We start from the raw sequence: 18,153 nt of genomic DNA, 5'->3' as shown, positions 1-18,153 counted from the left end.
GGGCCGCGCGACGGACGCCGCCCGAAGAGGTGGGCCCCGGCGCGCGCCTAGGATCGTCGCCATGCGCCTGTTGTTCGCCGGTACGCCCACGCCCGCGCTGGCGAGCCTCGACGCCCTGATCGACTCCCGGCACGACGTCGTCGCGGTCCTCACCCGGCCCGACGCGCGCTCGGGCCGCGGCCGCACGCTCGCACCGAGCCCGGTGAAGGCCCGCGCGCTCGAGGCCGGCATCCCCGTGCTGACGCCGACGAGCCTGCGTGACGAGGCCGGCGCGGCGCAGGTCGCCGGGCTGGTCGCCGAGCTCGAGGTCGAGGCGGCGCCCGTGGTGGCGTACGGCGGGCTGGTCCCTCCCGCGCTCCTGGCCGCGCCGACCCACGGCTGGGTCAACCTGCACTTCTCGGTGCTCCCGGCCTGGCGCGGTGCCGCACCGGTGCAGCACGCGATCATGGCGGGCGACGAGGTCACGGGCGCCTCGACGTTCCGGCTCGAGGCGGGCCTCGACACGGGGCCCGTGTACGGCACGCTCACCGAGACGATCCGTCCGCGCGACACCGCGGGCGACCTGCTGGACCGGCTCGCGGTCGCCGGGGCGACGCTGCTGGTCCGCACGCTCGACGCGATCGAGGACGGCATCCTGAGCCCCGCCGAGCAGCCCCGCGACGGCGTGAGCCACGCGCCCAAGGTCGAGGTCGAGGACGCCCGCGTGCGGTGGACCTTCCCGGCGCACGTGGTCGACCGCCGCATCCGCGGCTGCACGCCGGCACCGGGCGCGTGGACCACGTTGCCCGACGGCTCGCGGCTGGGCCTCGGACCCGTCACCCCCGCACCCGACGTCGACGACCTCGCGCCCGGGCGCGTGCGGGTCGGCAAGCGGGACGTGCTCGTCGGGACGGGCGGGCACGCGGTCCGCCTCGGGGACGTGACCCCGCCCGGGAAGCGGCCCATGGCCGCGGCGGACTGGGCGCGCGGCGCCCGCCTCGCGGACGACCTGGTGCTCGGGGCGGACGCGTGAGCGGCGCGGACCGGGACGACGCGCGCAGGGACGACGCGCGCAGGGACGACCCGCGCGAGGACGGCGTGCGCAAGGAGGGCGGGTACCGCGAGGACCGCCGCGGTCGCCCGCGCGTCGCCGACGAGCGCCGCGACGAGCGGGGCCGGCAGCGCGGGGCGGCCCGCGCGCAGGGGCGCGTGCAGCGCTCGGCGCAGGCGCCGTCGCAGCGGGCCCGCGGGGCGGACCCCGCCCGCGCCGTCGCGTTCGACGTGCTGCGGGCGGTCGACGAGGGCGACTCGTACGCGAACCTGGTCCTGCCGCCGCTGCTGCGCGAGCGGGGGATCCGCGGCCGGGACGCGGGCTTCGCCACCGAGCTGGCCTACGGCACCCTGCGGCTGCGGGGCCGCTACGACGCCGTCGTCGAGCAGGCCGCGGGCCGCGACGTCGGGAAGATCGACCCGCCGGTGCTCGACCTGCTGCGGCTGGGCACCCACCAGCTGCTCGGCATGCGGGTGCCCGCGCACGCGGCGGTGTCCCAGACGGTCGGGCTCGCCCGCGAGCGCGTCGGCACCGGCGCGTCGCAGTTCGTGAACGCGGTCCTGCGGGCGGTCGCCCGCGACGAGCTCGCGACGTGGCTCGAGCGGGTCGGCGACGCCGCGGACCCGTCCGGCGAGGACCCGGTCGTCCGGCTCGCGGCGACGCAGAGCCACCCGCAGTGGGTGGTCCGCGCGCTGCGCGAGGCGCTGGTCGGGGACGGTCGCGCGGCGGCCGACGTCGAGGCGCTCCTCGACGCCGACAACGCCGCGCCGCTCGTCGCGCTCGTCGCGCGCCCCGGGCTCGTCGACCCCGTCGACCTGCTGGCCGCGGCGGGGGACGAGGCGCGGCCGGGCGCGGTCTCACCCGTCGCCGTGGTCCCGGGCGGCGGCGACCCCGCGGCGTTCGAGGCCGTCCGCACCGGCCGGGCGGGGGTGCAGGACGAGGGCAGCCAGCTGGTGGCGCTCGCGCTCGCCGCCGCGCCGCTCGAGGGCCCCGACGAGCGGTGGCTCGACCTGTGCGCCGGCCCGGGCGGCAAGGCGGCCCTGCTCGCGGCGCTGGCCGCGCAGCGCGGCGCGCGGCTGGTGGCGAACGAGGTGCAGCCGCACCGCGCGCGCCTGGTGGAGCAGGCGCTGCGCGCGGTGCCGGCGGACGCGGTCGAGGACGTCCGCACCGGCGACGGACGCACGGTGGGCGACGACGAGCCCGCGGCGTACGACCGCGTGATGGTGGACGCGCCGTGCACGGGGCTGGGCGCGCTGCGGCGCCGCCCGGAGTCGCGCTGGCGCCGGACGCCCGCCGACCTCGTCGGGCTCGCCGCGCTGCAGCGCGAGCTGCTGGGCTCGGCGCTGCGGGCGGTGCGCCCCGGCGGCGTCGTCGCGTACGTGACGTGCTCCCCGCACCTGGCGGAGACGCGGCTGGTCGTCGGTGACGCGATCAAGGTCGCCGCGAAGGCGGGGCTCGCGGTCGAGCAGGTCGATGCGCGGACGGTCGCCCGCGGCGTCGCGGCCGGGCCGCTCGACCTCGTCGGGGACCGCGTGGACCTGCAGCTCTGGCCGCACGTGCACGGCACGGACGCGATGCACCTGACGCTGCTGCGCCGCCTCGGCTGAGGCGTCGGCCCCTGGCTAGGCTGACCGGGTGGCCGTGAAGATCGCTCCCAGCATCCTGTCCGCCGACTTCGTCAACCTCGAGCGCGACCTGCAGCGCATCGCGAACGCCGACCTGGTGCACGTCGACGTGATGGACAACCACTTCGTGCCGAACCTCACGCTCGGGCTGCCGATCGTGCAGCGCATCGTCGAGGTCTCGCCCGTGCCGGTGGACGTGCACCTCATGATCGAGGACGCCGACCGCTGGGCGCCGGAGTTCGCCCGCGCCGGGGCGTCGTCGGTGACGTTCCACGCCGAGGCGACGCAGGCGCCGGTGCGGCTGGCGCGCGAGCTGCGGTCGCTCGGGGCGCGGGCCGGCGTGGGCCTGCGCCCGGCGTCGCCCGTGGAGCCGTTCCTCGACCTGCTCCCGGAGCTCGACATGGTGCTCGTCATGACGGTCGAGCCGGGGTTCGGCGGCCAGTCGTTCATCGAGGGGATGCTGCCGAAGATCCGCCGGACGCGGCAGGCCATCGCGCAGGCCGGGACCGGCACGTGGCTGCAGGTCGACGGCGGGATCTCGCGGTCGACGATCGCGCGCGTCGCGCAGGCCGGGGCGGACGTGTTCGTCGCGGGGTCCGCGGTGTACGGCGCCGACGACGTCGCGGCCGAGATCGACGCGCTGCGCACCCTCGGGTCGACGATCCAGGCCTGAGCCCGACGCGCGGGCACCCCGTCGGGGGTGCGCCGCGGCTGTGGCATCATCGGAAGCGACCGCGGCGTTCGTCGTGGTCGAGTACACGTGCTCCGGGGTCGGTGAAAGTCCGAGCCGGCGGTGACAGTCCGCGACCCGTGCGGGCGACGAGCGATCGTCGGCCACGCGGTTGACCTGGTGGAACTCCAGGACCGACGGTGAAAGTCCGGATGGGAGGAAGTACGTGGCGGCGCGCACCGTGCGGTGCGGGCCGTTGACGCGTGGCACCTTCCTGCGCGCACCCCCGGAGCCGACCGAGGCCGGGAGGTGGACGTGACCAGCGCCGACGAGCGCGCGGCGATGCGCCGCGCCCTCGAGCTCGCGCGCCGCGGGCCCGAGCACGACCCGAACCCGCGCGTGGGCTGCGTCCTGCTGCGTCCCGACGAGGACGACGACGGCCCCGCGACGACGATCGGCGAGGGGTGGCACCGGGGAGCGGGCACCCCGCACGCCGAGGTCGCGGCGCTGGCGGACGCGGCGGAGCGCGGGCAGGACACGCGCGGTGCGACGGCCGTGGTGACGCTCGAGCCGTGCGCGCACACCGGCCGCACGGGCGCGTGCACGCAGGCGCTGCTCGCGGCGGGCGTGCGACGCGTCGTCGTCGCGGTCGAGGACCCGAACCCGGTGGCCGCCGGGGGAGCGGCCGTGCTGCGGGCCGCGGGCGTCGTGGTCGAGACCGGCGTGCTGGCCGACGAGGGCCGCACGGTGCTCGGTGCGTGGCTCCCGACCGTCGGCCGCGACCGCCCGTTCGTCACGCTCAAGACCGCCACCTCGCTGGACGGCCGCGTCGCCGCGGCCGACGGCTCGAGCCGGTGGATCACCTCCGACGTCGCGCGGCGGCACGCGCACGAGCTGCGGGCCGAGGTCGACGCGATCGTCGTCGGCACGGGCACCGCGCTGCGCGACGACCCCTCGCTGACGGCCCGCACGGCCGACGGCTCGCTCGCCGAGCACCAGCCGCTGCGCGTCGTCGTCGGCCGGCGCGAGGTCCCGGCGGGCGCGCGGCTGCGCGGTCCCGGCGGCGAGCTGGTCGCGCTGGCGACGCACGACCCGGCGAGCGTGCTGGACGACCTGCGTGCGCGCGGCGTGCGCCGCGTGCTCGTCGAGGGCGGACCGACGCTCGCCGCCGCGTTCCTCCGCGCCGGGCTCGTGGACGAGGTGCACGCGTACGTCGCGCCCGTCCTGCTCGGCTCCGGCCCGGCCGCTCTCGCGGACCTGGGCATCACCACGATCGCCGACGCCGTGCGGCTCGAGCCGGTCAGCGTGCTGCCGCTCGGGCCGGACGTGCTCGTCGTCGCCACACCCCTGCGGGAGGCCTGATGTTCACCGGGATCGTCGAGGAGCTGGGCTCGGTCGTCGCGATCGAGGACCGCGGCCAGGACGCACGGCTGCGGGTGCGCGGACCGCTCGTCACGTCCGACGCGCACCTGGGCGACTCCATCGCCGTCGACGGCGTCTGCCTCACGGTCAGCGACCTGCCCGGCGACGGGACGTTCACGGCCGACGTGATGCCGGAGTCGCTGCGGCGCACGGCCCTCGGCTCGCTCGTCGTCGGCGCACCCGTGAACCTCGAGCGCGCGCTGGCCGTCGGCGGACGGTACGGCGGGCACGTCGTCCAGGGCCACGTCGACGGCGTCGGCACCGTGCTGGCGCGGCGTCCGGGCGAGCGGTGGGACGAGGTCGAGGTCGCCGTCCCGCCCGCCCTCGCGCGCTACGTGGCGGAGAAGGGCTCGATCGCGGTCAGCGGGGTCTCGCTCACCGTCACGCACGTGTCCGACGAGGCGTTCGGCGTCTCCCTGATCCCGACGACGCTCGCCGGCACCACGCTCGGCACCCTCGTCGTCGGCTCGCCCGTCAACCTGGAGGTGGACGTGCTCGCGAAGTACGCCGAACGGCTGCTCACGGCGGTGCCGCGATGAGCGACCCGGGCGCGGGGCGCGGCGCGGAGCGGGAGCTCGTCCGGCTCGGCACGGTGCCGGAGGCGCTCGACGCGCTGCGCGCGGGCCGGCCCGTCCTGGTGGCGGACTCCCCGGACCGCGAGAACGAGGCGGACGTGATCCTGGCCGCGCAGTCCGCGACCCCCGAGTGGGTGGCCTGGACGATCCGGCACTCCTCGGGCTACCTGTGCGCGCCCATGCCCGCGGCGCGCGCCGACGCGCTCGACCTGCCGCTCATGGTGCCGCACAGCCAGGACCCCCGGCGCACGGCGTACACGGTGACGGTGGACGCCGCGACGGGCGTGACCACGGGGATCTCCGCGGCGGACCGCGCGCGCACGCTGCGCGTCCTGGCGGACCCCGCGAGCGGCGCGGGGGACCTGATCCGGCCCGGGCACGTGCTGCCCCTGCGCGCCGTCCCGGGCGGCGTCCTGCACCGGGCGGGGCACACGGAGGCCGCCGTCGACCTGTGCCGGCTGGCCGGCCTGGAGCCGGTGGGCGCGATCGCGGAGCTGGTGCACGACGACGGCTCGATGGTCCGGCTGCCGCAGGCGGCCGCGCTCGCCGCCGAGGCCGGCCTGGTGCTGCTCACCATCGCCGACCTGGTCGCGTGGCGGCGCGAGCACGACGCGGAGGTCGTCACCGACAGGCCCGTGGCCGGGCGCCCGCGCGTGCACGCCACGCACACCGCGTACCTGCCGACCCGGCACGGCGACTTCCGGATCCACGGCTTCCGCGACCTGCGCACCGGCGACGAGCACGTCGCGCTGGTCCCGACCGCCGGCCTCGCCGAGGAGCCCGTGGTCCGCGTGCACTCCGAGTGCCTCACGGGCGACGCGTTCGGCTCCGCCCGCTGCGACTGCGGACCCCAGCTCGACGCGGCGCTCGAGCTCGCGGCCGCCGAGGGCGGGGCGGTGGTCTACCTGCGCGGGCACGAGGGGCGGGGGATCGGCCTGCTGGCCAAGGTGGCCGCCTACGCGCTGCAGGACGAGGGCCGCGACACGGTCGAGGCCAACCTGGACCTGGGCTGGCCCGCCGACCGGCGCGAGTACGGCGCGGCGGCGGCGATCCTGCGGGAGCTCGGGGTCGCGCGCGTGCGCCTGCTGACCAACAACCCGGCCAAGGTCGCCGGCCTGCGCGCCCACGGCGTCGAGGTGGCGGAGGTCCGCGGCCTCGAGGTCGGCCGGACGCCGCAGAACGAGGCCTACCTGCGCACCAAGGCGACGTCGATGGGCCACGCGCTCCACCTCGACCCCGTCCGCGTCGAACCCGTCCGCGCCGCCGGCACGCCGGGTGCGGACACCACCGACCACACCTACGTCCCCCTGGAGGACCTCGCATGAGCGGCGCCGGAGCACCCACCCTCACCGTCGACGGGAGCGGCCTTCGGGTCGTCGTCGTGGCGGCGTCGTGGCACCAGGTCGTCATGGACGGCCTGCTCGACGGCGCCCGGCGTGCCCTCGCCGAGGCGCACGTCGAGGACGTGCACGTCGTGCGCGTGCCGGGCACGTTCGAGCTGCCGGTCGCCGCGGCGGTGGCGGCGCGGGCGGGCGCGGACGCGGTCGTCGCGCTCGGCGTGGTCGTCCGGGGCGGGACGCCGCACTTCGACTACGTGTGCAGCGGGGCGACGAACGGCCTCACGGAGGTCGGCGTCGCCACCGGCGTCCCCGTCGGGTTCGGCGTGCTGACGTGCGACGACGAGCAGCAGGCGCTGGACCGCGCGGGGCTGCCCGGGTCGTCGGAGGACAAGGGTCACGAGGCCGCGCAGGCGGCGGTCGCGACCGTGACGGCGCTGCGCGAGCTCCGCGGCGCGCTGGCGGACCCCCGCGCGTGAGCGGACCGCTGGGCTGGCTGTTCGACGCGACCGTCACCGTCGCGGGCCACGAGATCCTGTGGCGGGAGATCGTCGGCAACCTGTTCGGGCTCGCGTCCGCGGTCGGCGGTCTGCGTCGCCGGGTCTGGGCGTGGCCGGTGGGCATCGTCGGGAACGTCCTGCTGTTCACGGTCTTCCTCGGCGCGGTCTTCGACACCCCGCAGCACCGCGACCTGTACGGCCAGGCCGGCCGGCAGGTGTTCTTCGTCGTGGTGTCCGTGTACGGCTGGGCGCGGTGGAGCGCGACCCGGCGGGCCGCGCGCGAGGCCGGCGTACCGGACGCCCCCGCCGTCGAGCCGCGGTGGGCGGGTCCGCGGGGCTGGGTCCTCATCGCGACCACCGCGGTGGTCGGCACGGTCGGCTTCGCCTGGGTGTTCCAGCAGCTCGGCTCCTGGGGGCCGTGGGCGGACGCCTGGATCTTCACCGGCTCGTTGCTGGCGACGTACGGCATGGCGCGCGGCTGGATCGAGTTCTGGCTGATCTGGATCGCGGTCGACGCGGTGGGCGTCCCGCTGCTGCTCTCGGCCGGCTACTACCCGTCGGCCGTGCTGTACGTCGTGTACGCCGGCGTCGTCGGCTACGGCTTCGTGGTGTGGTGGCGCGCCCGGCGGGCTGCCGGGGACGCCGCTGCCGTCCCAGCGGCCGAACCCGAGACGGGGGCGCTCGGCGCTGCGTCTAGTCTTGGCCGACGTGAAGACGTTTGAGGCGCTGTTCGCCGAGCTGTCCGAGAAGGCGGTGAGCCGGCCCGCAGGCTCGGGGACCGTCGCCGAGCTGGACGCGGGCGTGCACGCGATCGGCAAGAAGATCGTCGAGGAGGCGGCCGAGGTCTGGATGGCCGCGGAGCACGAGGGTGACGAGCGGACGGCCGAGGAGATCTCGCAGCTGCTCTACCACCTGCAGGTGCTCATGGTCGCGCGCGGGCTCACGCTCGACGACGTCTACGCCCACCTCTGAGCGGTCCCCACCCCTCATCCTGAGCGACCCCGCTCCGAGCCCGTCCCGACGTCCCCGCCGAAGGATCCCCGTGCTGCGCATCGCCGTCCCCAACAAGGGCTCCCTGTCCGAGCCCGCCGTCGAGATGCTCCGCGAGGCGGGCTACCGCCAGCGCCGCGACTCGCGCGAGCTCGTCCTGCCCGACCCGGACAACGACGTCGAGTTCTTCTTCCTGCGGCCGCGGGACATCGCGGTGTACGTGGGCGCGGGGACCGTCGACGTGGGCATCACCGGCCGGGACCTGCTGCTGGACTCGGAGTCCGCGGCGGTCGAGCACCTGCCGCTCGGCTTCGCGCGGTCGACGTTCCGGTTCGCGACGACGGCGGGCACCATGACCGACGTCGCGCAGATCGCCGGGCAGCGCGTCGCCACGTCCTACCCGGTGCTGGTGCGCACCGTGCTCGGCGACCGCGGCGTCGAGCCGGCCGGCGTGGTGCGGCTCGACGGAGCCGTCGAGAGCGCGATCCGCCTCGGCGTGGCCGACGTGATCGCGGACGTCGTGGAGACGGGCTCGACGCTCCGCGCGGCGGGCCTGGAGATCTTCGGCGAGCCGCTGCTGCGCTCGGAGGCCGTGCTCGTGCGCCGCTCCGACGTCGCGGTGCCGGCCGGGCTCGACGTGCTGACGCGCCGCCTGCAGGGCGTCCTGACGGCGCGCGAGTACGTGCTGATGGACTACGACGTGCCGCTCACGCTCGTCGACGCGGCCGTGGCGGTCACGCCGGGGCTCGAGTCGCCGACGGTCTCCCCGCTGCACAACCGCGACTGGGCCGCGGTGCGCGCGATGGTGCGCCGCGACCAGACCAACCGCGTGATGGACCAGCTCTACGACCTGGGCGCGCGCGCGATCCTGGTGACCTCGATCCACGCCTGCCGGATCTGATGCCCGCGGACCCGGCGCTGCGGCCGTTCCGGCCCCACCTCGCCCGGATCGTCGCGTGGGCGCTCGTCGTCCTGGTGCTCGCCGCGACGGGCGTGCTGGTCGCGCTCATGCCGGACCTGACGGCGCTGGACCGCACCGGGTTCGTGCTGCTGGGTCTGCTCATCGCGTGGTTCTGCTGGCGGCAGGCCTCGGTCGCGGCGGTGCCCGACGAGCGCGGGCTCACGGTCCGCAACCTCCTGGTCACCACGCACCTGCAGTGGGAGCAGATCGTCTCCGTGCGGTTCGGCGACCGGCCGTGGGTCCAGCTCGACCTCGCCGACGGCGACACGCTCGCCGTCATGGGCGTGCAGCGCGCCGACGGTGAGCGCGCGAACGCCGAGGCGCGCCGGCTCGCGACGCTCGTCGCCGCGCGCTCCCGCGGCCTGCCCGACGACTGACCGCACGCGACGCCCGCGGGTCAGAGCAGCGACACCGCGTGGACCCCGGCGGCGGCCGCCGCGAGGAACGCGGCCGGGTCCTGCTCGAGCCCCCGGCCCATGGTCGACAGCCGCACCGGCGAGGCGGTGAGCGCCGACCGCAGGTCCGCACCCGCGTGCACCTCGACCAGGCGGTGCCGGCCGTGCGGCTCGCCGAGCGCGACGGCCTGGGCGTGCACGCGGCGGCCCAGCGCGGTCAGCTCGTCGTCGTCCACGTCGAAGGTCGGCACGACGACGTCCGCGGGGACCAGCGCGACCCGGCCGTAGGCCGTGAGCGAGTGGTGCGAGATCCCGAGGTGCCGCTCCCGCGGGTCCGCGCCGGAGACGCGCAGGGACGCGACGGGGCGGCCCCCCAGGACGCCCGCCGCGTTCACGGCCTCGCCCGCGGCCACCCCGGAGAAGCCCCACCGCGTGCCCGTGCCCAGGTTCCCCGGGCCCTGGACGACGACCGCGAGGTCCGCGCGCAGCACGTGCCGTGCGGCGAGCAGGGCCGTGTGGACGGACACGGCCTCGAGGTCGCCCCCGAAGGACTGGCCCGCGGTGACGACCGCGTCGATCCACCCGGCCTCCCGCAGGCCGGCGGCGGCCCGCGAGAACCAGGCGGGCAGCGCGCCGCCGTCGGTCATGACGTACGCCACCGAGGGCGGGGTGCGGCCCGCCCGTGCGGCGGCCGTCCGCGTGCCGGCGACGATCGCGGGCAGTGCCGAGTGCAGGTCCGCGACGACGACCGGCATCCCCTCGAGGTCATCGGCGTCACGCAGCGTCTCGTGGTGCTCCGACTCCTGGTCGTCGACGCCCAGCACCATGGCCTGCAGCGGGGTGTAGCGCGCCTTGACGAGGTGGCCCCGCCGGCCAGGCGGGTCGGCGGGTCGGCCGTCGCCCGGCGCGACGACGAGCGCGTACCCGCCGGTCCCGAGCCCCCGCGCGAGCGCGCTCACGTTGAGCAGGACGCGCCGACCCACGCCGAGCTCGCCCACGAGCGCGGGGTAGGCGAGGGCCTTCACGCGCGCCGGGAGGGTCGGGTCCGACCACGGCTCGTCCAGCGCCACCACCAGCTCGACGGCGCCGGGCCACGAGGCGCCGACCTCTTCCACGACCCCTGCGCGCCACCTGATCACCACTCCACGCTACCGGCCACTACGGTGTGCGGTGATGGTCACCCAGATCGACGCGGCCGAGCGTCTCCTCAACCTCCTCATCGCCCTGGTGAACTCCCGTGGGCGGATGACCAAGGAGCAGGTGCGCGCCTCCGTCGCCGGCTACGCCGACGCGCCGTCGGACGAGTCCTTCGAGCGGATGTTCGAGCGGGACAAGGACACCCTGCGCGAGCTCGGCATCCCGTTGGTCACGGTCACCGACCCGGGTCACGGCGACGACATCGGCTACCGGATCGACCTCGAGACCTACGCGCTGCCCCCGATCGACCTGACCGCGGCCGAGCTCGGTGTCCTCACCCTCGCCGCGCAGACGTGGCAGGACCGGACCATGCGCGGCGACACGGCCCGCGCGCTGACGAAGCTGCGCGCGGTCGGGCAGGGGCCGGGGGAGACCGACCTGGTCGCCGGCCTGGCGCCGCGCGTGCGCTCCGGCGGCGGGGCGTTCGCGCCCCTGCTGGACGCCGCGCAGGAGCGTCAGGCGGTGCGCTTCACGTACCGCGCCGCGAACACCGGCGAGGTCCGGGAACGCCGGGTCGAGCCGTGGCAGCTCCTCGCCCGGCGCGGTGGCTGGGTGCTGGTCGGACGCGACCTGGACCGCGGAGCGAGCCGCTCCTACCGGCTGAGCCGCATCGAGGGCGCGGTGCGGCCCGTGGGCCCGCCCGGCGCGTTCGAGCCGCCCGGTCAGGCGGAGGTCGACGCGGCGCTGGCCGCCTGGCGCGAGGGTCCGGCGCGGACGGCGACGCTCGCGCTGCTCCCGGAGCGTGCCGAGGCCGCGCGCGTGCGCGCCGTCACGCCGCCGCCGGACACCGCGGACCTCCTCGCGCGGCTGCGGGACGACGAGGGCACGGCCGGGCTGCTCGCCGGGCGCGACGTGGTGCACGTCGGGTACCGCAACGCCTGGGAGCTGGCCGAGGAGCTCGTCGGGTACGGCGACGCGGTCCTGGTGCTGGACCCCCCGGAGGTGCGCGACCACGTGCTGTGGATGCTGGCGCAGGCGACGGGGCTCGCGCCGCGCGGGGGCTCGTCGGACCCGGAGGTGGCCCGTGGCTGAGCGCGCGAGCGACCGCGTGGTGCGGCTCCTGGGCATGATCGCGTACCTCGACCGGCACGAGGACGCGTCGGTGGACCAGCTCGCCGAGCAGTTCGGGGTGACACCGCGCCAGGTCATGGCGGACGTCGACACGCTCTGGGTGACCGGCACGCCGGGCTACCTGCCGTACGACCTCATCGACTTCGACTCCCTCGCGCTCGACCGCGGCGTGGTCCGGCTCACCGAGTCCCGCAACATGACCCGCCCGCTGCGGCTCAGCGCGCGTGAGGGCGTCGCGCTCGTGGCCGCGCTGCGCGCGCTGGACGCGGGCCTCGCGGGCGCGCTGGACGACGAGCGAGCGGCCGTCGTCCGCTCCGCGCTGCACAAGCTCACCGCCGCCGTGGGCGACGCGGCCGGCACGGTCGACGTCACCCTGACGCTCGCCGCGCAGCCGGCGGTCGCGGCCGCGCTCGCCCAGGCGCTGCGCGACGGGCGCCGCCTGCACCTGCGGTACGTCAACGCGGCCGACGTCGCGTCCGAGCGCGACGTCGACCCGGTGCGCCTCGTCACGGACGCCGACCGCTCCTACCTGCTCGCGTGGTGCCACGCGGTCGAGGGGGAGCGGCTGTTCCGCGTCGACCGCATCCTGGCCGCCCGCGTGCTCGACGAGCCCGCGGAGCGGCACGAGGTCACGGGTGGCGAGTTCCTGCCCGGACCCGAGGGCGACCTCGTGACGCTGCGCCTGCGCAGCCGCGCCCGGTGGATCGCCGAGACGAGCCCGGTCGAGGACGTGCGCAACCTCGACGACGGCTCGTTCGAGGTCGACCTGCGCGTCGTCAGCCACGCCTGGCTGCGTCACCTGGTGCTGCAGGCGGCCGACGACGTGCTCGCGATCCACCCCCAGGGCGTCGCCGACGAGGTGGCCGCCACCGCCCGGGCGACGCTCGCGGCGTACGGCCCCCTCGCGGTGGACCCGCGGGACGCATGAGAGGCTGACCGCGATGCTGTGGTTCCTGCTCTGGACGGTCCTGGTGCTCGGGACGCTCGCCGGCGCGTTCTTCCTCGGGCGGCGCCTGTGGCGCTCGACCCTCGCGCTCGGGCGCGAGCTGGGCCGCGCGAGCGAGGTCCTGGCCGTGCTCGCCGACCGTGCCGACGAGCTGGCGCGGCTCGCGCGCGAGAACGCCCCGGACACCGGTCCCACGCTGTTCGGTGACCGCGACGAGCTGCGGGACGTCCGGGACCGGCTGCGCACCGAGCGCGAGGAGCGCCGCGCGGTGCGGGTGCTCGACGCCGCCCAAGGCTGGCGCGCGTTCTGGACCTGACGCCGACGGATCCGGTGCGCGGCACGGGCCGGCCGGTCCGGGAAGGCCCGCGGAGCGGTTTAGGATCGTGCGACCCCGCTGTGGAGGAGAGGCCGACATGAGGGTGCAGCCCTGGCACGTCGTGGTGCTACTCGTGGTGATCTTGCTGCTGTTCGGCGCCAAGCGCCTGCCCGACCTGGCGAAGAGCGTGGGCCAGTCGATGAAGATCTTCAAGAACGAGGTCAAGGACCTGCGTGACGACCCGCCCGCCACGGCGCCCCTGCCACCCGTGGCGGACGCTCCCGCGGCGCCGCCCGTGACCCCGGCCCCGGCACCCGCGCCCGCTCCGCAGGCGCCCGCGACGCCGCCTGCCGACCGCCCCGCGGAGGGCGGCACCGGCACCACCGCCTGACCCGGGTGGCCGGCAAGCGCCGCGGGAGCGATCCCGGCGGCCGGATGCCGCTGCGGGCGCACCTGCTCGAGCTGCGGCACCGGCTCTTCCTCGCCGCCCTGGGCCTCGTGCTCGGCGCGGTCGTCGGGTGGTTCCTGTACGAGCCGATGTTCGAGCTCCTGCAGCAGCCGCTGCAGGACGTGGCGAACGAGCGCGGGTCCGTCGTCGCGATCAACTTCGCGGGCGTGGCGACGTCGTTCGACATGAAGATCAAGGTCTCGCTGTTCCTCGGCGTGTTCCTGTCCAGCCCGTGGTGGCTCTACCAGCTCTGGGCCTTCGTCACCCCGGGGCTGACGCGGTCCGAGCGGCGGTACGCCGTCGGCTTCCTCGCCGCGGCGGTGCCGCTCTTCCTCGCGGGTGCCGCGCTGGCCTTCTGGGCGCTGCCGAACGCGGTGCGCCTGCTGACGGAGTTCACCCCGGAGGGCGCCACCAACCTCATCGACGCCCAGACGTACCTGTCGTTCGTCATGAGGCTGCTGCTCGCGTTCGGGCTGGCGTTCCTGCTGCCGGTGCTGATGGTCGCGCTGAACTTCGCGGGCGTCGGACGTGCGGAGACGTGGCGGCGCGGCTGGCGGTGGGCGATCGTCATCGCGTTCACCTTCTCGGCGGTCATGACCCCGACTCCCGACGCCCTCACGATGATCGTCGTGGCGGCGCCGATCTGCGCGCTGTACTTCGTGGCTCTCGGTGTCTGCGAGCTGCACGACCGCCGGCTCGACCGGCGTCGCGCCGCGGCGGGCCTTCCCCGGCTCGACGGCACCATGCCCGGACCGCCGCCGGAGCCCTCGCCGGGTGCCGCCTCGGAGCCGCGCACGTGACGCGTCTCGGCCTCGTCGTGAACCCGACCGCCGGGCGGGGACGCGGCGGGCGTGCGGGCCGCGCGGTGCACGACGAGCTGCGACGCCGCGGGTTCGAGGTCGAGGACCTCTCGGGCCCGTCCCTCGCGCAGGCGACCGACCGCGCACGCGCCGGGGCGCTGCGGGGGCTGGACGCGCTCGTCGTGGTCGGCGGCGACGGCATGGTGCACCTCGGCGTGAACGTGGTCGCGGGCACCGACCTGCCGCTCGGCATCGTCCCGGCGGGCACCGGCAACGACGTCGCACGGACGCTCGGGCTGCCGCGCGGCGACGTGCCCGCGGCGGTGGAGCACCTGGTGCGCGCGCTGGCGGACGGGCCCCGGGCCATCGACGCCGTGCGGGTCGGCGCACCCGGGCGCGGTGCGCGGGAGTGGTTCGTCGGCGTGCTGTCGTGCGGCATCGACGCCGCCGTGAACGCCCGGGCCAACGTCTACACGTGGCCGCGGGGGCACGCGCGCTACGTGCGCGCGCTCGCCGCGGAGCTCGGCACGTTCCGGCCGTTCGGCTACCGCGTCACGGCCGACGGCGAGGTGTGGGAGTCGGCGGGCACGCTCGTCGCGGTGGCGAACGTCCCCTGGATCGGCGGCGGGCTGCAGATCGCGCCCGACGCCCGCGTCGACGACGGGCTCCTCGACGTCGTCGTCGCCGGCCCGTTCACCCGGCGGGGCGTCGTGCGCATCTTCCCGGGCATCTACCGCGGCCGGCACGTCGGGGACCCGCGTGTGCGGATCTCACGGGCGCGGCGCGTCCTGATCGAGCCCGTCGACGCGCTCGGCGTCGCGCCGCCACCGGCGTTCGCTGACGGCGAGCGGATCGGCCCGCTGCCGCTCGAGGTCGAGGTGGTCCCGGGGGCGCTGCGCGTCCTGGTCTGACGCCGTGCGTCGCGCGCTCGTCGGGCGTCGGCGTGCCTAGGGTGGGCCTGTGCCGTCCCGTTCCCGTCACCGTCGTCGTCCCGACAACCCCAGCGGCGCCGCGGGGGCGGGTCCCGACACCTCGGCGGGTGCCGCACGGCAGCGTGCGGCCGACGAGCCCTCGCCGGCCGAGCGGTACGCGGCGGCCCGGCGGCGGCAGCAGGAGGACTCCGGCGAGCTGGGACGGTTCCGTGAGGAGCTCGGCTTCCGCCTGGACGCGTTCCAGGTCGAGGCGTGCACCGCGCTCGAGCGGGGCAGCGGGGTCCTGGTCGCGGCACCCACGGGCGCCGGCAAGACCGTCGTGGGGGAGTTCGCGGTGCACCTGGCGCTCGGCGCCGGCCGCAAGGCCTTCTACACGACCCCCATCAAGGCGCTGTCGAACCAGAAGTACGGGGACCTGGTGCGTCGCTACGGCCCGGGCCAGGTGGGCCTCCTCACGGGCGACACGACGATCAACTCGGAGGCTCCCGTCGTCGTCATGACGACCGAGGTGCTGCGGAACATGCTCTACGCGGGCTCGCCGACGCTCGACGGCCTGGGGTTCGTGGTGATGGACGAGGTGCACTACCTCGCCGACCGGTTCCGCGGACCGGTCTGGGAGGAGGTGATCATCCACCTGCCCGACGACGTGCAGCTGGTCTCGCTCTCCGCGACCGTCTCCAACGCGGAGGAGTTCGGGGACTGGCTCGCGATGGTGCGCGGCGACACCGAGGTGGTGGTCAGCGAGCACCGGCCCGTCCCGCTGGGGCAGCACGTCCTGGTCAACGCCGAGCTCCTGGACCTGTACGCGGGCCACGTGGACCCGACCGACCCGGGCGTCGACCCGCCGATCAACCCGGACCTGCGGCGCCTGCTCGCGAACCGGTCCGGCGGCGAGCGGCGTGGGCCCGGGGACCGCGGGTACCGGGGTCGCGGGGGACGACGACCGGGCGGCGACCACCGGCCCGGCGGTGCACCGGCCGTGCGGACCACGCCGCGCTTCGCCGTCGTCGACGTCCTCGACCGCGAGGGGCTGCTGCCCGCGATCGTGTTCATCTTCTCCCGCGCCGGCTGCGAGGCCGCGGTGCAGCAGTGCCTGGGTGCGGGGATCCGGCTCACCTCGCCGGCCGAGCAGGCCGAGATCCGGATGATCGTCGAGGAGCGCTGCGCCGCGGTGCCCCCGGAGGACCTCGAGGTGCTGGGCTACTGGCAGCTGGCCGACGCCCTGAGCCGCGGGGTCGCGGCGCACCACGCGGGCATGCTGCCGCTGTTCAAGGAGACCGTCGAGGACCTCTTCTCGCGGGGCCTCGTCAAGGTCGTCTTCGCGACCGAGACCCTGGCGCTCGGGATCAACATGCCCGCGCGGTCGGTGGTGCTCGAGAAGCTGGTCAAGTGGGACGGCTCGCGGCACGTGGACGTGACGCCGGGGGAGTACACCCAGCTCACGGGCCGTGCCGGGCGGCGCGGGATCGACGTCGAGGGCCACGCCGTGGTGCTCGGTCACTCGGGCCTCGACCCGGTGCAGCTCGCCGGCCTCGCGTCCAAGCGCCTGTACCCCTTGCGCTCGAGCTTCCGCCCGACGTACAACATGGCGGTCAACCTGGTGGCGCAGGTCGGGCGCGACCGTGCGCGCGAGGTGCTCGAGACGTCGTTCGCGCAGTTCCAGGCCGATCGCGGCGTCGTCGGCCTCGCGCGGCAGGCGCAGGCGCACACGGAGGCGCTCGAGGGCTACGCCAAGGCCATGGAGTGCCACCTGGGCGACTTCGCGGAGTACGCGCGGCTCCGTGGCGAGCTGTCCGCGGCGGAGAAGGACGTCTCGCGGCAGGCCGCCGGCGCGCGTCGCGCGGAGGCGGCGCGCTCGCTCGAGGGGCTGCGCCCGGGCGACGTGCTCGAGGTGCCGCAGGGCCGGCGCAGCGGCTACGTCGTCGTCGTCGACCCCGGCCCGAAGGCGGGCTTCGAGGGTCCGCGACCGACGGTGCTGACCACCGACCGGCAGGTGCAGCGGCTCACGGTGCCCGACGTGGGCCGGGGCGCCCGCACCGTCGGGTTCGTGCGCGTGCCGCGGGACTTCGAGGCACGGGTGCCGGCCGCGCGGCGCGACCTCGCCGCCCGGCTGCGCGCCGCGGTGGCCGACCTCGCGCCCGCGCCGCACGAGCGGCCTCGGCGGGCGGCGCGGGCGGACGACGACGCGCGCGTGCAGGACCTGCGCCGCGCGCTGCGCGCCCACCCGTGCCACGGCTGCCCCGAGCGCGAGGACCACGCGCGCTGGGCGGAGCGCTGGTCGCGGCTGCGCGCGGAGCACGACGCGCTGGTCGGGCGGATCGCGGGGCGGACCGGCTCCATCTCGGTGGTGTTCGACCGCACGTGCGACCTGCTCGCGCAGCTCGGGTACCTCGACGTCGACGACGAGGGCGCGCTGCGCGTCACGCCGGACGGGCGCTGGCTGCGGCGGCTCTACGCCGAGAACGACCTCCTGCTCGCCGAGTGCCTGCGGCGGGGGGCCTGGGACGAGCTGGACCCGCCGGGTCTCGCGGCGGCCGTCTCGACCGTGCTGTACCGGTCCCGCCGCGACGAGGACGCGCAGCCCCACGTCCCCGGTGGCCCGAACGGGCGGCTCGGCGTGGCGATCGACGCGACGGTGCGGGCCTGGTCGGAGCTCGAGGACCTGGAGACCGCCCACCGGCTCGAGACGATCCAGCCCGTCGACCTCGGCCTCGTCGAGGCGGTCCACCGCTGGGCCGCCGGCCGCAGCCTCGACGCGGTCCTGCGGGGCAGCGACCTGACCGCGGGCGACTTCGTCCGCTGGTGCAAGCAGGTCATCGACGTGCTCGACCAGATCTCGTCGGCCGCGCCCCACGAGCGCCTGCGCAGCACCGCCGCGCGGGCCGTGGACGCCGTGCGCCGCGGGGTCGTGGCGTACTCGTCGGTGTGACCTGGCCTA

At 76.4% G+C, this 18,153-nt stretch carries 19 protein-coding genes and 1 riboswitch; of the genes, 18 read left to right on the top strand and 1 reads right to left on the bottom strand.

What is annotated here, in order from left to right; all coding sequences use genetic code 11:
- The first annotated feature begins 61 nt into the window (after positions 1 to 61).
- The 11 genes from KIN34_RS12835 to KIN34_RS12785 all read left to right on the top strand — a co-directional run bounded on the left by KIN34_RS12835 (position 62) and on the right by KIN34_RS12785 (position 9,487).
- Positions 62 to 1,012, top strand: a complete 951-nt coding sequence (locus tag KIN34_RS12835; RefSeq protein WP_214351183.1) for a methionyl-tRNA formyltransferase — start codon at positions 62 to 64, stop codon at positions 1,010 to 1,012.
- Entirely contained in the window at positions 1,009 to 2,637 is a 1,629-nt protein-coding gene (locus KIN34_RS12830) for an RsmB/NOP family class I SAM-dependent RNA methyltransferase (RefSeq protein ID WP_372449541.1), read from the top strand. The genes KIN34_RS12835 and KIN34_RS12830 overlap by 4 nt, the downstream gene beginning before the upstream one ends.
- A gap of 28 nt (positions 2,638 to 2,665) precedes the next feature.
- Positions 2,666 to 3,328: a ribulose-phosphate 3-epimerase gene (gene rpe, locus KIN34_RS12825; RefSeq protein ID WP_214351180.1), complete on the top strand. Its 663-nt coding sequence runs from the start codon at positions 2,666 to 2,668 to the stop codon at positions 3,326 to 3,328.
- 83 nt (positions 3,329 to 3,411) lie between these two features.
- Positions 3,412 to 3,555: riboswitch (FMN riboswitch) on the top strand.
- A 112-nt stretch (positions 3,556 to 3,667) separates the two neighbouring features.
- Positions 3,668 to 4,687: a bifunctional diaminohydroxyphosphoribosylaminopyrimidine deaminase/5-amino-6-(5-phosphoribosylamino)uracil reductase RibD gene (gene ribD / locus KIN34_RS12820; protein ID WP_214352129.1), complete on the top strand. Its 1,020-nt coding sequence runs from the start codon at positions 3,668 to 3,670 to the stop codon at positions 4,685 to 4,687.
- Positions 4,687 to 5,286, top strand: a complete 600-nt coding sequence (locus tag KIN34_RS12815; protein ID WP_214351177.1) for a riboflavin synthase — start codon at positions 4,687 to 4,689, stop codon at positions 5,284 to 5,286. The genes ribD and KIN34_RS12815 overlap by 1 nt, the downstream gene beginning before the upstream one ends.
- Complete coding sequence (gene ribA / locus KIN34_RS12810) at positions 5,283 to 6,647, top strand: GTP cyclohydrolase II (RefSeq protein ID WP_214351175.1); 1,365 nt, start codon at positions 5,283 to 5,285, stop codon at positions 6,645 to 6,647. Before KIN34_RS12815 ends, ribA begins: the two co-directional genes overlap by 4 nt.
- Positions 6,644 to 7,138 (top strand): 6,7-dimethyl-8-ribityllumazine synthase, encoded by a 495-nt coding sequence (gene ribH / locus KIN34_RS12805; protein WP_214351172.1) that lies wholly within the window; start codon positions 6,644 to 6,646, stop codon positions 7,136 to 7,138. Before ribA ends, ribH begins: the two co-directional genes overlap by 4 nt.
- Positions 7,135 to 7,881 carry a nicotinamide riboside transporter PnuC gene (pnuC, locus tag KIN34_RS12800; protein ID WP_214351169.1) on the top strand — a complete coding sequence of 249 codons (747 nt, stop codon included), beginning with the start codon at positions 7,135 to 7,137 and terminating at the stop codon, positions 7,879 to 7,881. The genes ribH and pnuC overlap by 4 nt, the downstream gene beginning before the upstream one ends.
- Complete coding sequence (locus tag KIN34_RS12795) at positions 7,868 to 8,131, top strand: phosphoribosyl-ATP diphosphatase (protein ID WP_214351166.1); 264 nt, start codon at positions 7,868 to 7,870, stop codon at positions 8,129 to 8,131. Before pnuC ends, KIN34_RS12795 begins: the two co-directional genes overlap by 14 nt.
- Positions 8,132 to 8,201: 70 nt before the next feature.
- A complete protein-coding gene (gene hisG / locus KIN34_RS12790) occupies positions 8,202 to 9,050 on the top strand; it encodes an ATP phosphoribosyltransferase (RefSeq protein ID WP_214351164.1) in 849 nt (282 codons plus the stop codon).
- Positions 9,050 to 9,487, top strand: a complete 438-nt coding sequence (locus KIN34_RS12785) for a PH domain-containing protein (protein ID WP_214351161.1) — start codon at positions 9,050 to 9,052, stop codon at positions 9,485 to 9,487. Before hisG ends, KIN34_RS12785 begins: the two co-directional genes overlap by 1 nt.
- A gap of 20 nt (positions 9,488 to 9,507) precedes the next feature.
- On the opposite strand, the gene KIN34_RS12780 is transcribed toward KIN34_RS12785, so the two are convergent.
- Positions 9,508 to 10,644: a DUF3866 family protein gene (locus tag KIN34_RS12780; RefSeq protein ID WP_214351158.1), complete on the bottom strand. Its 1,137-nt coding sequence runs from the start codon at positions 10,642 to 10,644 to the stop codon at positions 9,508 to 9,510.
- A gap of 34 nt (positions 10,645 to 10,678) precedes the next feature.
- Here KIN34_RS12780 and KIN34_RS12775 point away from each other — a divergent pair, with 34 nt between their 5' ends.
- The 7 genes from KIN34_RS12775 to KIN34_RS12745 all read left to right on the top strand — a co-directional run bounded on the left by KIN34_RS12775 (position 10,679) and on the right by KIN34_RS12745 (position 18,144).
- The gene (locus KIN34_RS12775; protein ID WP_214351155.1) at positions 10,679 to 11,734 is read left to right on the top strand and encodes a helix-turn-helix transcriptional regulator; all 1,056 of its coding nucleotides are present in this window, start codon (positions 10,679 to 10,681) and stop codon (positions 11,732 to 11,734) included.
- The gene (locus KIN34_RS12770; protein ID WP_214351152.1) at positions 11,727 to 12,701 is read left to right on the top strand and encodes a helix-turn-helix transcriptional regulator; all 975 of its coding nucleotides are present in this window, start codon (positions 11,727 to 11,729) and stop codon (positions 12,699 to 12,701) included. Before KIN34_RS12775 ends, KIN34_RS12770 begins: the two co-directional genes overlap by 8 nt.
- A gap of 13 nt (positions 12,702 to 12,714) precedes the next feature.
- Positions 12,715 to 13,035, top strand: a complete 321-nt coding sequence (locus KIN34_RS12765) for a hypothetical protein (protein ID WP_214351149.1) — start codon at positions 12,715 to 12,717, stop codon at positions 13,033 to 13,035.
- 97 nt (positions 13,036 to 13,132) lie between these two features.
- Positions 13,133 to 13,426 (top strand): Sec-independent protein translocase subunit TatA, encoded by a 294-nt coding sequence (gene tatA, locus KIN34_RS12760; protein WP_214351145.1) that lies wholly within the window; start codon positions 13,133 to 13,135, stop codon positions 13,424 to 13,426.
- A 44-nt stretch (positions 13,427 to 13,470) separates the two neighbouring features.
- The gene (gene tatC, locus KIN34_RS12755) at positions 13,471 to 14,283 is read left to right on the top strand and encodes a twin-arginine translocase subunit TatC (RefSeq protein WP_214352127.1); all 813 of its coding nucleotides are present in this window, start codon (positions 13,471 to 13,473) and stop codon (positions 14,281 to 14,283) included.
- Positions 14,280 to 15,194, top strand: coding sequence for a diacylglycerol/lipid kinase family protein (locus KIN34_RS12750; protein WP_214351142.1), 915 nt, complete (start codon positions 14,280 to 14,282; stop codon positions 15,192 to 15,194). The genes tatC and KIN34_RS12750 overlap by 4 nt, the downstream gene beginning before the upstream one ends.
- 49 nt (positions 15,195 to 15,243) lie before the next feature.
- Positions 15,244 to 18,144 carry a DEAD/DEAH box helicase gene (locus tag KIN34_RS12745; protein ID WP_214351139.1) on the top strand — a complete coding sequence of 967 codons (2,901 nt, stop codon included), beginning with the start codon at positions 15,244 to 15,246 and terminating at the stop codon, positions 18,142 to 18,144.
- The last annotated feature ends 9 nt before the right edge of the window (positions 18,145 to 18,153 follow it).

It is taken from the genome of Cellulomonas fulva, from assembly GCF_018531375.1.
In the GTDB taxonomy this organism is placed as follows: Bacteria; Actinomycetota; Actinomycetes; order Actinomycetales; family Cellulomonadaceae; genus Cellulomonas; species Cellulomonas fulva.
Note: the sequence above shows the minus strand (reverse complement) of the source record. Positions and strands in the feature narration are given on the sequence as shown.

Coding starts and splice junctions, on each gene's coding strand:
- KIN34_RS12835 (WP_214351183.1), top strand. CDS start 62: ATGCGCCTGTTGTTCGCCGGTACGCCCACGCCCGCGCTGGCGAGCCTC.
- ribD (WP_214352129.1), top strand. CDS start 3,668: ATGCGCCGCGCCCTCGAGCTCGCGCGCCGCGGGCCCGAGCACGACCCG.
- KIN34_RS12815 (WP_214351177.1), top strand. CDS start 4,687: ATGTTCACCGGGATCGTCGAGGAGCTGGGCTCGGTCGTCGCGATCGAG.
- ribA (WP_214351175.1), top strand. CDS start 5,283: ATGAGCGACCCGGGCGCGGGGCGCGGCGCGGAGCGGGAGCTCGTCCGG.
- ribH (WP_214351172.1), top strand. CDS start 6,644: ATGAGCGGCGCCGGAGCACCCACCCTCACCGTCGACGGGAGCGGCCTT.
- KIN34_RS12785 (WP_214351161.1), top strand. CDS start 9,050: ATGCCCGCGGACCCGGCGCTGCGGCCGTTCCGGCCCCACCTCGCCCGG.
- KIN34_RS12775 (WP_214351155.1), top strand. CDS start 10,679: ATGGTCACCCAGATCGACGCGGCCGAGCGTCTCCTCAACCTCCTCATC.
- KIN34_RS12765 (WP_214351149.1), top strand. CDS start 12,715: ATGCTGTGGTTCCTGCTCTGGACGGTCCTGGTGCTCGGGACGCTCGCC.
- tatA (WP_214351145.1), top strand. CDS start 13,133: ATGAGGGTGCAGCCCTGGCACGTCGTGGTGCTACTCGTGGTGATCTTG.
- tatC (WP_214352127.1), top strand. CDS start 13,471: ATGCCGCTGCGGGCGCACCTGCTCGAGCTGCGGCACCGGCTCTTCCTC.